This window comes from Pirellulales bacterium (assembly GCA_019636335.1).
Classification (GTDB): Bacteria; Planctomycetota; Planctomycetia; order Pirellulales; family JAEUIK01; genus JAHBXR01.
This window is the reverse complement of record JAHBXR010000025.1, coordinates 25,668-38,592: the sequence shown is the minus strand read 5'-3', so window position 1 is coordinate 38,592 and position 12,925 is coordinate 25,668. Positions and strand designations below refer to the sequence as shown.

12 protein-coding genes are annotated in these 12,925 nt (G+C 64.0%); 8 read left to right on the top strand and 4 right to left on the bottom strand.

Going from position 1 to position 12,925, the window contains the following annotated elements; translation table 11 throughout:
• Positions 1 to 36: 36 nt before the first annotated feature.
• The 3 genes from KF708_20520 to KF708_20510 all read right to left on the bottom strand — a co-directional run bounded on the left by KF708_20520 (position 37) and on the right by KF708_20510 (position 1,624).
• Positions 37 to 630: a hypothetical protein gene (locus KF708_20520; GenBank protein ID MBX3415080.1), complete on the bottom strand. Its 594-nt coding sequence runs from the start codon at positions 628 to 630 to the stop codon at positions 37 to 39.
• Positions 631 to 666: 36 nt separating this feature from the next.
• Entirely contained in the window at positions 667 to 861 is a 195-nt protein-coding gene (locus tag KF708_20515) for a hypothetical protein (GenBank protein ID MBX3415079.1), read from the bottom strand.
• Between the two features lie 364 nt (positions 862 to 1,225).
• Positions 1,226 to 1,624, bottom strand: a complete 399-nt coding sequence (locus KF708_20510; protein MBX3415078.1) for a VOC family protein — start codon at positions 1,622 to 1,624, stop codon at positions 1,226 to 1,228.
• Positions 1,625 to 1,988: 364 nt separating this feature from the next.
• Between KF708_20510 and KF708_20505 the strand changes: the two genes are divergently transcribed.
• The 7 genes from KF708_20505 (at position 1,989) to KF708_20475 (ending at position 10,721) form a co-directional block, all read left to right on the top strand.
• Positions 1,989 to 3,383, top strand: coding sequence for a c-type cytochrome (locus tag KF708_20505; protein MBX3415077.1), 1,395 nt, complete (start codon positions 1,989 to 1,991; stop codon positions 3,381 to 3,383).
• Between the two features lie 295 nt (positions 3,384 to 3,678).
• Positions 3,679 to 4,713 carry a hypothetical protein gene (locus KF708_20500; protein ID MBX3415076.1) on the top strand — a complete coding sequence of 345 codons (1,035 nt, stop codon included), beginning with the start codon at positions 3,679 to 3,681 and terminating at the stop codon, positions 4,711 to 4,713.
• A gap of 209 nt (positions 4,714 to 4,922) precedes the next feature.
• Positions 4,923 to 7,244, top strand: a complete 2,322-nt coding sequence (locus KF708_20495) for a hypothetical protein (protein MBX3415075.1) — start codon at positions 4,923 to 4,925, stop codon at positions 7,242 to 7,244.
• A gap of 39 nt (positions 7,245 to 7,283) precedes the next feature.
• Positions 7,284 to 7,859 (top strand): hypothetical protein, encoded by a 576-nt coding sequence (locus KF708_20490; protein MBX3415074.1) that lies wholly within the window; start codon positions 7,284 to 7,286, stop codon positions 7,857 to 7,859.
• 106 nt (positions 7,860 to 7,965) lie between these two features.
• A complete protein-coding gene (gene floA, locus KF708_20485; GenBank protein MBX3415073.1) occupies positions 7,966 to 9,018 on the top strand; it encodes a flotillin-like protein FloA in 1,053 nt (350 codons plus the stop codon).
• Positions 9,019 to 9,022: 4 nt separating this feature from the next.
• Complete coding sequence (locus tag KF708_20480) at positions 9,023 to 9,712, top strand: hypothetical protein (GenBank protein MBX3415072.1); 690 nt, start codon at positions 9,023 to 9,025, stop codon at positions 9,710 to 9,712.
• 88 nt (positions 9,713 to 9,800) lie between these two features.
• Positions 9,801 to 10,721, top strand: coding sequence for an NAD(P)-dependent oxidoreductase (locus KF708_20475; GenBank protein MBX3415071.1), 921 nt, complete (start codon positions 9,801 to 9,803; stop codon positions 10,719 to 10,721).
• A 94-nt stretch (positions 10,722 to 10,815) separates the two neighbouring features.
• Here the strand turns inward: KF708_20475 and KF708_20470 are convergent, their stop codons facing one another.
• On the bottom strand, positions 10,816 to 11,397 hold the full coding sequence (locus tag KF708_20470) for a DNA-3-methyladenine glycosylase I (protein MBX3415070.1): 582 nt from the start codon (positions 11,395 to 11,397) through the stop codon (positions 10,816 to 10,818).
• Positions 11,398 to 11,584: 187 nt separating this feature from the next.
• Between KF708_20470 and KF708_20465 the strand changes: the two genes are divergently transcribed.
• Complete coding sequence (locus tag KF708_20465; GenBank protein ID MBX3415069.1) at positions 11,585 to 12,922, top strand: DUF1501 domain-containing protein; 1,338 nt, start codon at positions 11,585 to 11,587, stop codon at positions 12,920 to 12,922.
• The last annotated feature ends 3 nt before the right edge of the window (positions 12,923 to 12,925 follow it).

Genomic DNA, 12,925 nt, shown 5'->3' with positions numbered 1-12,925 from the left:
AGTTGGCGGCGAAGCGAAGGCTGGTCGTGAATGGCATCAATCCCATCCCGACTTGATTCCGAAGGAGGCGAGCAGATCGAGGAACGATAGAAACAGCGGCCACGTAGCCAGCAGCGCGACCCACTGCAATGCGACGAGCGAGCGTTCGATCGCGCGACGCGAGAGGTGATGCCCCATGTTGGCGAGAGCAGTTTGCCAATAATCCACGCCGGCACATGCCGCCAACGGCGCATAGAACATACCGGCAAAGATCACGAAGGGCATCACCACTAGGCCGACTAAGAACATACCGACGTAGAGAACGCCGCACGCCAGGTATACCAACGCTGGCGGGACCGTCCACATCAACGCCCCGACAAAGCTCTTTCCCGTAACGGCGATAGAACGGCTCTTTGACGCAGCGATGGCGCTGGCGAAAAACACCACCGCGTAGAACATCGCTAGCGCACCGGAAAGTGTGTTCACGAGTCGTGGAAGCATCAGCCACAAACCGGCTGCCGTGATCGTGACCGTGGCCAACGAAAGCAACACGACCGGCACAAACGAGGCAGCCACCCAGACAGCGAGGTCACGAATGCGACGTTTCGGACTTTGATCCGACTGTCGCATAGCTTGAAACGAGCTTGACATCGGAAGCCGATCTAAGGGGTGGCAGCAGACATGGACTCAGTCTTGCGGCACGTTCGGCAGTTCGATCTCGGCGGCAGGGACAATTCGGATCTGATTTTCCACACCGATCACAATGGGTTGACCCAGTAGTTTGTGACGGCGAATTTCCTCGGCGACCGCCTGCTGGATCGCCCTTTCCACGAGCGTTGCTTCGCGCTCGATGGCATCAAGATCGATCGACGGTTGATTCACGCTGCGCCTACAGCTTGGAACGCTTCCCAGGCCGGCTGGTCTGCAACTCGCGTTGCATGAATACCTGCGCCGACCGCGATCATGCGTGGCCGTGCGGAGCTATTATCGTAGATATGCCAGTAGTCCGCCAGCGGTTGGTAGAGTTGGAAGAAATTTCGTGCGCCAGCGCGGTATCATCGACGAATGGTAGCTTCCGGCACGCTGTGACCACCTTGAGCAAATCGTTCTGCAACTCTCTGGACCGCCAAGTCCGGACTCGGCAACCAGAGGTAGACCAATCGAAGCGAATAGCCCGAGGACAATAGCTGCCGGATCCACGGCGCGAACGTACGACTGGCGAGGGTCGTCTCAAGCGCAGACTTTCTCACGCTTCCCGCACGGGTGGATAGGTCGCTACCTCGATGTGGTATCCGTCCGGGTCGCGGAAGAAGAGTTGCGTCACGTCGCGGTCGGCGACGTAGTTCGAGCGGTACGCAATGCCGTGTTCTTGCAGCAAGGCTTCGGCCCGTTTCACGTCGTCGACATGCAGCGCGACGTGGGCATCGCGAGTCGAGATTTCGCCCTCGCTGCGGGGGGCGTCGTCCGACACGATCAGGTGGATCTGCAAGCCATAATTGTAGAGCCAGGCCCCCCCGAAATTGAAATTCGGCCGCGGAATCTCGCGAAAGCCCAACACGTCGCGGTAGAACGCGCGGCTCTCTTCGAGGTGCCGCGTCAATCGGGCAATGTGGTTCACCGATTGAATCGGCAGCGGCGCGGGCATTGGCTCGGTCCTTGCGTAGTCGGCACAGGCAGGGTTTGACTTGCCGCAATATACGCTCGGCCCCGGCGCGGCGAAAGCAACGGAATCTGGAACACTCCACGCGGGATACGCCGAATCGGAGCCGATATTTGCCGGCGCTCTTCAATCTGCCTGCGGCGCATGTTAAACAGAAGGCGCGGGAGACGCCCCTGCACGGTCCAACCGGGCAGACGAGCGACGCTACCTCTCGGTTCGTTTCGCCGTGCAACGCGGCGAGTGGGGACGAATCGTGGCGTCCGCGACCGGGCCGGCGACCAAGAGCACCTGGCGCCGCGCACTCCCGACCACCACACCACTCTCCCTAGCAATCGTGCGAGGCACAACGATGACCCTGCAAACTCCAAACGTCAGGCACGCCCTGTTCCTGACGCTAACGCTTTCGTGTTCACTGTTGGGCTGCAAGCCGTCGTCGACTACGCCTGCGTCGAACGGCGATGCCGCGCCGAGCCACACGACCGAGGCCGCCAGCGACGCCACCAGCGTGCCCGCCACGCCGGCCGATGAAGTCACCGACCATTCGACGTCGCCCGCGGGGGCCGCCACGGCCCCCGCGCCGAAGCAAAAGGTGCTGCTCGGCTCCCCCGATCTGACGACCGGCATTCCGGGGGACGGTCCTTTGACCGACGAGCAAATCGCCGCCTGGCTCAACGACCCGAAGAACAGCGAGATCCTCGAGATCGAATTGCCCGTGGGGCTCGATAAGGGGATCGCGCAGGTGAAGGGGCTGCACGACAATCCCCTCACGCGGGCCAAGATCGAGCTCGGCCGTCAGCTTTACTTCGACAAGCGACTGTCGTCCAACGCCACGATTAGCTGCGCCGACTGCCATCACCCCGACGAAGGCTACGCCAAGCATACGCAGTTCGGTATCGGCGTGGATGGACAGCAGGGAGGTCGTAACTCACCCGTCTCCTACAACCGCATCCTGAGCGACGCGCAGTTCTGGGACGGCCGCGCCGCCACGCTCGAAGAGCAGGCCAAGGGACCGATCGCCAACCCGATCGAAATGTCCAACACGCACGAAGTCTGCTGCACGACCGTGGGCGAAATCCCGGGCTACAAGCTGCAGTTCGAGCAGATCTTCGGCGGCGTCTCGATCGAGGCGATCGCCGAGGCCATCGCGAGCTTCGAACGGGCGATCGTGACCGGCCCCTCGCCGTTCGACTACGAAGAGAAGCTGAAGGCGTTCGAAGGCATCGATCCCGAAGAACTGAAGGAAGACGATCCCGAGACCTACGCCGCGTACGAAAAAGCCGTCGCCGATGCCGAAGCGCATCCCATGTCGGAGAGCGCCAAGCGTGGCATGGCCCTCTATTTCAGCGACAAGACCAACTGCAGCGCTTGCCACGTCGGCCCGAATCTGACCGACGAGCAGTACTACAACATCGGCGTCGGCATGGCGGCCGAGCCCCCCGATCTGGGCCGGTATGAAATCACCAAGGACGAGAAGGACAAGGGGGCGTTCAAGACGCCCACCATCCGCAACGTCGAGCACACCGCCCCCTACATGCACGATGGCAGCGTGCAGACTCTGGAGGAAGTGGTCGAGTTCTACGCCAAGGGGGGCGAGCCGAACCCGTACCTCAACCAGCGCATCAAGAAGCTCGACCTGACCGATCAGGACAAGAAGGATCTGGTCGAGTTCATGAAGGCTTGCTCGGGCGAATTCCCCCAGGTCGAAACCGACCGCCTCCCGGCCGGCGCCACCAAGGCTGGGTAAGCGATGATTTCCCACCCCCCTCTCCCCAGCGCGGGGAGAGGGGGTCTTCTATTTCGCGGGAAAAGGCACCAGGCTGCGTAATCTGCGAAACCTGTGGATGCTGCGATTCATGGGCAGCAAGACGTGCTGTGCGTGGAGATCGGCCTAGGGGTGGTCGCGGCTTGTTGCTAGAATCCCCGCCCGATTTGCCCGACCGTTGGGCGTGTGGCTGCGCTGCATCCCTACGCCTCGATTTTCCCTGCTGGAGTTCTCCGGCTGGTCGCGGCATCTCTCACGCGCTACGGAGAAGCAATCGATGTCAGGACGACTCGGTTTGATGGCGGCGGCACTCTTGGGGATGTCGGTTTGTTCGTGCCGCGATGCCTCGGCGCAAGGGCAAGGTCCGCAGCCGGGGGGACGGCCGCAGGCCCCGCAGCTCAAAACCGATCCGCGTCTGACGCAGCAACAGCCCACGCGCCAGATGAATCAGGCGGCGCCGGGTGGTCCGCAACAACCGCCAGCCCAGCCGGGCCAACCGCAAGGATTCAGCCAGCCAGAGCCACAGGCCCCTTTTCAACTCTCTCGCGAAGAGCAGCAGGCACTCGACCGCATCCTCCTCACTTGGCAAAACACAAGCGGGAAGATCGAATCGATGCAATGCACCATCTACCGTTGGGAATCGAATCCCGTGTTTGGCAAAAACACGCGCGGTGCTGGCCAGCTCAAGTACACGGCGCCGGACAAAGGCAAGTACTACGTTGAGGAGCTCAACGATCAGGGTAAGCCGGTCGGAGTCTCCGAGCATTGGGTCTGCGACGGCAATGCGATCTACGAGTTCGACCATGGCAATCGCAAGCTCGTGGTGCGGCAATTACCCAACGAGTTGAAAGGCAAGGCCATCGCCGACGGTCCGCTCCCCTTCTTGTTCGGCGCCGACGCCAACAAGATGAAGGCCCGTTACTGGATCCGCCAAATCGCCCCCCCGGAGGCCCATCAAGAAAAAATCTGCCTCGAGGCGTTTCCAAAGTTCCAGCGCGATGCGGCGAACTTTCGCCGCGCCGAGGTAATGCTCGATGCTCAATGGGTTCCCTTCGCGCTGATGCTCGAGCTGCCCGATGGCAAGAGCCGCACGACGCACCAGTTTGCCAATGTGTCTACCAATAGTTGGTTCGAAAAGATCAAGGGGGAGATCATCAAGGACACGAGCACCCCCCTGGGTTGGACGCGCATCGACGAACACCCCCCTGCCGCACAGCCCCCGGTCGCCGGTCAGCCGGCGCCGGGTGCCCCTACGGGCCAACCCGCCCCTCGCACGGCGCAACAACCCCAGCCGGCTGGTACTCCTCGCTAAGAGAACCCCGGCAGCTCGAACAGCCGCACCGTGTGCGTCGGCGAGGATTCTCGTCGCGTAACCCTCGTGCGGCACTCCTCTTCTTGCCGGAAAACCCGCGAACCCCGTGCAGGGCTTGCCTGGCGCCGGCATAATGTGCTTAGGCGGTCGGCTGTCGCTCGGGACGGCCGGGTCCTGGCTTTGCACATCGAAGGGCGATCGCCCGGTAAATGCGGTCGCACGAACGGATGGCTCGCGCGATCGTCTACCTACGGCCGTTCTCTCTCCTGGGGGCGTTGCTCTGCGCCGCTGGGCTCTCCGTGTTGCCCGTCTTGCTCCAGGCACAGGAGGCCTCGCCCGAGACGCCCGTTGCCGAAGCCGAGGAACTGGGGGGCGCTTCCACGGCAGAAGATGCGGTCGACGCTGCGCGCGCCGCGGAAGCCCCGGCGGAAGCCACTGAGCCGAACGTGTCGGAGCCGGCCAGGCCCGATGCCCTGCGCCGGGAGTTCATCGGCACGCTGCTCCGCGTGCCAGCGCCCTTGAATGGCGCGGTGGAGCGCCGCATTCAGTCCGTGGCGCGGCGTTTTGTCGACGAAGCCAAGCGGCGGGGACAATGGCCGATTCTGATCTTCGAATTCCAGCCCGGCCGCAACGATTTCGGCAAGGCGCTCGATCTGGCACGCTTCCTCGCCGGTCCGCAGCTCACCGGCGCGACGACGGTGGCCTACCTGCCCGAGTCGATCTCGGGGCACACCGTGCTGCCTGTGGTCGCCTGCGATGAAATCGTCATGCACCCAGACGCCCGTCTGGGGGACGCCAGCGAAGGAGAGCAGGTCATCAGCCCGGTGCTGTTGGGGGGCTACAGCGAGATTGCCAAGAGCCGCCGCACGGTGCCCGTGGCGATCGTGCTCGGCATGCTCAATCCGGCGGTCGAGGTACTCGAGGTCGAAACCGACACCGGGCGCGATTTCATTCTTGCGAGCGAGCTCGAGGAGTTGCAGCAGCGCGTGACCGTTATCAGCCAACGCGTGCTGAAACCGGCAGGGCAGCTCGCCTCGTTCACGGGACGCGAAGGTCGCGAGCTCGGCTTTGTGAAATATCTGGCCGACGATCGCCGCGCGCTGGCCCGGGCCCTGTCACTCCCCCCCGAAGCCACGGAAGAAGATCCCTCGCTGGGGGAAGAGTGGCGCGCGATCCGCGTCAACGTCACGGGACCGATCACCGCGGCCAGTGCCGAGCAGGCCAGGCGGATGATCCAGGAACAGCTTGCCCGGCAAAAGGTGAACTTCATCGTCGTGGGCATCGACAGCCCGGGGGGAGCTCCCGCTGATAGCCTGGCGCTGGCGAATTTCCTGGCCGATCTCGACCCGCGCGAGGTGCGCACCGTGGCGCTGGTAACCAACGAGGCGGAAGCCGACGCGGCCTTCATCGCGCTGGGTTGCGACCAGATCGTGCTGGCCGATGAGGCCCGCTTGGGTGGTGGCTGGCAGAACGTGCCGCTCGACGAGGCGGATGCCAAGGCGTATGGCGTCTCGGCCGGAGATCTGGCGATGCGCAAGGGGCGCTCGGCCGGAGTGGCCGCCGCGCTCGTCGATCCGGAAATCGTGGTCTACGAGTTCCGCCGCGCGCGCGACGGTCTGCTCGATTACATGACCGCCGACGAGGCGGGACGCTTGCAGAATGCCGTCGACTGGGAGCAAGGACGCGAGATCACGCAGCCGGGCGCCACGCTCGAGCTCGATGCCCATCGCGCCGGCGAGTTGGGACTGGCGCGGCACATCGTCGCCGACCCTGGCGAGATCTCCGACCTCTATGGGCTCGAACGTGTTCCTCGGCTGGTCGAGCCGGGCTGGACCGATGTGTTCGTGCAGATTATTCGCACGCCTGGCGTCCCTTCGTTGCTGTTGTTCATCGGTTTCGTGGCGTTTTATATCGAATTCAAGACGCCGGGCATCGGCGCGGGGGCGTTTGTCGGTTTACTCGCCTTCGCGCTGTTCTTCTGGGGCAACTATCTCGGCGGGACCGTGGCCTGGCTCGAGATCGTGCTGTTTGCCGTCGGCATCATGTGCATTCTGCTCGAGGTGTTCGTCTTTCCCGGCTTTGGCATCTTTGGCTTTGGCGGCGGATTGCTCGTGCTCGCCTCGCTGGTTCTGGCGAGCCAGTCGTTTCTGGTGCCGCACGATAGCCAGCAATTTCGCGACCTGCGCGGCTCGCTGGTGATGGTCACCGTTTCCGTAGCCGGATTCGTCGTGGCGGCCAGTTTCCTGCGACGCCTGTTGCCGCATACCCCGGGCCTGCAACGCGTGATGCTCGAGCCCCCTTCGCATGAAGAACTCGAAACCATCTCCCGTCGCGAGGCCCTGGCCGACTATAGTACACTGCTCGGGCACGAAGGACGCACCGTCACGCAACTGACTCCCTCGGGCAAGGCACGCTTCGACGATCTGGTGGTGGACGTGATTGCCGACGGCGAGCTGATCGCCGCCGGCACCGAGGTTGTCGTGGTCGAAGCCCGCGCAAACCGCGTCGTGGTGAAGTCGGTCCAACGCTAGGCCGGCCCTTGGCATTCGCAACGGAATGGCGTGTAGACGATGGACTATCTGGCGTGGGCATCCATTCTGCTGATCGTGGGCCTGGCGCTCGTCGCGCTCGAGTTCTTCCTCCCCACGGGGGGCGTGCTCGGTTTTCTGGCGGTTTGCACGATCCTCGCGGCGATTACGCTGGCCTACATGTCGGGCCCCTTGCGTGGGTTCCTGTTCCTGGGCGTGACCGTGGTGCTTGTGCCGGCGGTGTTGGCCGCGGCGGTCAAGGTCTGGCCCGAGACCCCCATGGGGCGCCGCCTGCTGCTGCGTCCTCCCTCGGCCGAAGAGGTGCTGCCCGACGATGACGATCGCCGCGAGCTTCGCGCGCTGGTCGGCAAGACCGGACGAGCCAAGTCGAAGATGCTGCTCAGCGGAGCGGCGGTGATCGGCGGGCGGACCGTGGATGCCGTCAGCGAGAGTATGCCTATCGAGCCCGGGCAACTGCTCCGCGTGGTGGCCGTCGAGGGGCATCGAGTCGTGGTTCGCGCGATCGAGGAAACCCCCTCGTCCGAGCCCTTCGACGACCAGCTTTCGCGCCCCATCGAATCGCTCGGAATCGAGCCCTGGGACAAGCCACTTTCTTGACAGCGCGCGCCGGCTCCGGTAAATCGGGCTTGCGGCGCGGTGCCTCGGGTGGATCGCCCAAGGACTCTCCGCGCCGCGCTGGCTCGCCCCACATCAGGAACAAGTCATGCGACTTCTTGCCCAACTGCCCGAGAATTTCGGCTCGATCGTGGTGATCGTGGTCCTTTTCGGGGTGCTGATCTTCTCGTTGGTTTTGTTCGCCATCTTCGTGCGCTACTTCCGGCTGTATATCCAGTCGGTGACGACCGGCGCCGGTATCGGCATCTTCGATCTGCTGGGCATGACCTTCCGCAAGGTGAGCCCCGCGGTCATCGTGCGCACCAAGATCATGGCCGTGCAGGCGGGACTGGGCGAAGAGACGGGCATCACGAGCAAGGCGCTCGAGGCCCACTACCTGGCCGGCGGCAACGTGCCGCTCGTGATCCGGGCGATCATCGCCGCCAAAAAGGCCAAGACGATCGATCTCCCCTTCAAGCTGGCCACGGCGATCGATCTGGCCGGACGCAACGTGCTCGAGGCCGTGCAGACCAGCGTCTATCCCAAGGTGATCGACTGCCCGTCCCAGAATTCCGATCGCCCCACGCTCGACGCCGTGGCCAAGAACGGCATTCAACTCAAGGTCAAGGCGCGCGTCACGGTGCGTGCCAATCTGCAACAGCTCATCGGCGGGGCCAAGGAAGAGACCATCGTAGCTCGCGTGGGCGAGGGCATTGTCAGCGCCATCGGCTCGGCCGATACGCATACAAAGGTCTTGGAAAACCCCGACATGATCTCCAAGGCCGTGCTCGCCCGGCGTCTCGATTCGCAGACGGCGTTCGAGATCGTCTCGATCGACATCGCCGACATCGACGTGGGAGACAATATAGGCGCGCGTTTGCAGGCCGATCAGGCCGAAGCCGACACGCGCGTGGCCCGCGCCAAGGCCGAAGGCACGCGGGCCATGGCCGCCTCGCGCGAGCAGGAGATGATCGCGCAGATCGAAGAGAGCCGGGCCAAGGTGGTCGAGGCCGAAGCTCAGGTCCCCAAGGCCATCGCCGAAGCCTTCCGCGGCGGTACCTTGGGCATTCTCGATTATTACAAGCTGCGCAACGTGCAGGCCGACACGGAAATGCGTCACACCATCGCCATGACCGGCTCGAACCCCGCGAGGCGGAGCTAGACGCATGGCGCAAGGCGTATTGATAGCCGCTGATGTGGGGGACTTCATCGTCGCCGCGGCGGCAATCCTTATTCCGCTGGCCTATGTCATACGGACGATTATCGCAGCACGCCGTGGCAACAAGCCCCCGGCCGGAGCGCCCCAGCGCCCGGCCCCGCGCCGCGTGGCGCCGCCACAGCAAGGACAGGGGGCCCACGAGCAGAAGAAACTGACCGACGAGGTCGAAGAATTTCTCCGCCGCGCCGCGGAACGCCGCCGAGGAGGCCAGCCGCGCGAGGTCGAGATCGTGCGCCCCGAGCCCAGGCAGCCCCCCCGATCGCGTCCCCGACCCAAGCCCGTGGCGCAACGCCCCGTCGTCCTCACCGACGAAGAACGGATCGGTCGCGAGCCGGTCGCACAACACGTCGAACAGCATCTCAGTACCACCGCCTACGAAGAACGCGCAGCGCATCTGGCCAAGGTCGACGATGCCGACGAGTTGATGCAGGCGCACCTCAGCTCGGTCTTCGACCATCAGGTCGGGCAGCTCGGATCCACGAGCGCTCCCGCCGCGGGGGGGACATCGGAGGCGGCAGCTACCGAAACGTCCCCCACCGCACTCGACGGTCTTGCCGAGTTGCTCCGCTCGCCGGCCGGTTTGCGACAGGCCTTCATCTTGCAAGAGGTGCTCCGCCGACCGGAGGAGCGCTGGTAGATTCTTGGACGGCGACCTTGGCGGTGGCAGCTATTTCACCGTCGCCGCATCGGCATCCCCTCGTTGTCAGCAGCAGGAAAACATCGCGATGAGCGTTAGGAAGATTGTTCCCGGCGAGACCCGCATCGGCTGGATCGGCACCGGCGTGATGGGTTCGAGCATGTGCGGCCATCTGATTGCCAAGGGCTTTTCGGCCACGGTCTACAACCGCACGAAAGAGAAAGCCCGGAAGCTGCTCGAGGCCGGCGCCCAGTGGGCCGATTCACCCCGCGGGGTGGCGGAGCAATCGGACGTGATCTTCTCGATCGTCGGCTTTCCACACGATGTGCGCCACGTGATCCTGGGCGAAGAGGGCGCGCTGGCCGGCTCGAAGCAGGGAAACATCCTGGTCGACATGACGACGAGCGAGCCGTCGCTGGCCGAGGAGATCGCCCAGCGAGCGAAGGAGCGCGGCGTGTCCAGCGTCGACGCGCCGGTCTCGGGCGGAGATGTCGGCGCCCGTGAAGCGCGGCTCTCGATCATGATCGGCGGAGACCAGGCGGTCGTCGAAGCCTTGCGCCCCTGCTGGGAGGCGATGGGCAAGACCATCATCCACCAGGGCGGCCCCGGCGCCGGGCAGCACACGAAGATGGCCAACCAGATCCTCATCGCCACGAACATGATCGGCGTCTGCGAGGCCTTGCTCTACGGCTACAAGGCGGGGCTCGACCTGAAGACGATGCTCGAGTCGGTCGGTCCCGGCGCCGCGGGGAGTTGGTCGCTGAATAACCTGGGCCCCCGGATCATCGACAACAACTTCGATCCCGGCTTCTTCGTCGAGCACTTCATCAAGGACATGGGCATCGCCCTGGCCGAGTCGAAGCGGATGGGCATCTCCATGCCGGGCCTGGCCCTGTCGTATCAGCTCTACGTCGCCCTCGCCGCGCAAGGCCATCAACGCGACGGTACGCACGCGCTAGAACTGGCACTGGCGAAGCTGTCGGGAATCGATTGGCGGAAGAGGGGTTAGTGGCTAGTGGTCAGGGAGGTATTGTCAGGTACTCCGTACCTGACAGCCAGTTCGTTCGGCATCGTCGAGCATTGTCAGGTACGGAGTACCTGACCTACTTCTGCAACTCCCGATAGCGGAAGCAATCGACCGTGTGGTCGTTGACCATGCCGGTGGCCTGCATGTGGGCGTAGATCACCGTGGGGCCGAGGAACTTGAAGCCCCGCTTCTTCAGATCTTTGGCCCAGGCGTCCCCCTCGGGGCTGGTGGCTTTATAGTCGGCCTTGGTGCGAATTTGGTTCACGATCGGTTGACCGCCGACCCAACTCCACATGTACTTCGAGAAGGTGCCAAACTCCTCACGGACTTCGATGAAACGCTGTGCGTTCGTGACGGCCGATTCGATCTTCGCCCGGTTGCGAATGATACCCGTGTCTTGCATCAGCCGGGCCTCGTCGCGCTTGGTGAACGTAGCGACCTGTTCGTAGTCGAAGCCGGCGAACGCCTGCCGAAACCCCTCGCGGCGATTCAAGATCGTCCGCCACGAGAGTCCCGCCTGGAACGCCTCGAGCACGAGGAACTCGAAGATCTTCTGGTCGCGCCGCACCGGTACGCCCCACTCGCGGTCGTGATAGGCCACGTAGAGCGGGTCGTCGGCGACGGGCCAGGGGCAACGGATCAGTTCCTTCTTCGCCATGGGCCATGTTCTCGACGGGGGCTGCTTCTTCAGACGCGTGTGCCAACTTCGCAGCCGCTACGACCGGCGTCAACGGGCTGGCAAATCCTGCGGAAAGTTCATCTTCGCGTTGATCCCATCAGCGCGGGTCGATAGGATCTCGCTTGGAGTTATGGCTGCGATCGAAGCACGCCATGGGAGGATGTTCATGCTCACGATCCACGGTCCGCGCTATCGTTTCTGCGATGGCGTTTCGCGCCGCAACTTCCTCAAGATTGGCGGCCTGGCGCTGGGTGGGCTTTCGTTGCCGCAACTCTACGAGGCCGAGGCACGCGCCGGCACGCGGTCTTCGCACAAAGCGGTAATCATGATCTTCCTACCGGGAGGTCCGCCGCATCAGGACATGTTCGATCTCAAGCCGGAGGCGCCGGCCGAGATCCGCGGCGAGTTCAACCCGATCGCCACGAACGTACCCGGCATCGAGTTCTGCGAGCATTTTCCGCGGCTGGCGCAGATGGCCGACAAGCTGGCGGTGATTCGCACGCTGGTGGGGGCTGACGGTTCCCATTCGTCATACATGTGCAATAGCGGCCACAACGAGGGTGGGCCGCAGCCGCAAGGGGGCTGGCCTGCGCTGGGTTCGGTGGTGTCGAAGCTGCAAGGCCCCGTCGATCGCGCGGTGCCGCCGTTCGTGGGGCTTGCGCCGCGCATGGGACACATGCCCTGGGCGAACGCCGGCGAGCCGGGCTTTCTCGGCAAGGCACACGCCCCCTTCAAGCCCGACAGCGAAGGCCTGGCCAATATGACGCTGTCCGGCGTGACGCTCGACCGCTTGGGTGATCGTCAGACCGTGCTTGCGGCGCTCGATCGGTTCCGCCGCGAAAGCGACGCCAGCGGCATGATGGACGGCATGGATGCCTTCAACCGCCGCGCGTTCGACGTGCTGACGTCGAGCAAGCTGGTCGAAGCGCTCGATTTGAGTCGCGAGGACGAAAAGCTCCGCGATTGCTACGGTCGCGGATATCCCGAGAACAAAGACGACGGCGGTCCGCGGCTGCTCGACAACTTTCTCGTCGCGCGGCGGCTCGTCTCGGCGGGCGTGCGCTGCGTGACGCTCGCCTTCAGTCGCTGGGACTGGCACGGCGCGAATTTTCGCCAGGGGCGCGAGGAGATGCCGCTACTGGATCAAGGTGTAAGCGCTTTGATCGAAGATCTCGAACAACGCGGCATGTTGGACGATGTGTCGGTGGTCGTCTGGGGGGAGTTCGGTCGCACGCCGCGTATCAATCCCAGCGCCGGTCGCGATCACTGGCCCCAGGTCGCCTGCGGACTGCTCGCCGGAGGCGGCATGCGCACGGGGCAGGTGATTGGCGAAACGACGCGCCTGGCCGAGGTGCCGAAGGAACGGCCTGTCCATTTCCAGGAAGTCTTCGCCACGCTGTACCACAATCTCGGCATCGACGTGGCCACGACCACGATCAACGATCATAGCGGCCGGCCCACCTACCTGCTCGATCATCGCGAGCCGCTGCGCGAGCTGGTCTAGCGC

Coding starts and splice junctions, on each gene's coding strand:
- KF708_20520 (MBX3415080.1), bottom strand. CDS start 630: ATGTCAAGCTCGTTTCAAGCTATGCGACAGTCGGATCAAAGTCCGAAA.
- KF708_20510 (MBX3415078.1), bottom strand. CDS start 1,624: ATGCCCGCGCCGCTGCCGATTCAATCGGTGAACCACATTGCCCGATTG.
- KF708_20505 (MBX3415077.1), top strand. CDS start 1,989: ATGACCCTGCAAACTCCAAACGTCAGGCACGCCCTGTTCCTGACGCTA.
- KF708_20500 (MBX3415076.1), top strand. CDS start 3,679: ATGTCAGGACGACTCGGTTTGATGGCGGCGGCACTCTTGGGGATGTCG.
- KF708_20495 (MBX3415075.1), top strand. CDS start 4,923: ATGCGGTCGCACGAACGGATGGCTCGCGCGATCGTCTACCTACGGCCG.
- KF708_20490 (MBX3415074.1), top strand. CDS start 7,284: ATGGACTATCTGGCGTGGGCATCCATTCTGCTGATCGTGGGCCTGGCG.
- floA (MBX3415073.1), top strand. CDS start 7,966: ATGCGACTTCTTGCCCAACTGCCCGAGAATTTCGGCTCGATCGTGGTG.
- KF708_20480 (MBX3415072.1), top strand. CDS start 9,023: ATGGCGCAAGGCGTATTGATAGCCGCTGATGTGGGGGACTTCATCGTC.
- KF708_20475 (MBX3415071.1), top strand. CDS start 9,801: ATGAGCGTTAGGAAGATTGTTCCCGGCGAGACCCGCATCGGCTGGATC.
- KF708_20470 (MBX3415070.1), bottom strand. CDS start 11,397: ATGGCGAAGAAGGAACTGATCCGTTGCCCCTGGCCCGTCGCCGACGAC.
- KF708_20465 (MBX3415069.1), top strand. CDS start 11,585: ATGCTCACGATCCACGGTCCGCGCTATCGTTTCTGCGATGGCGTTTCG.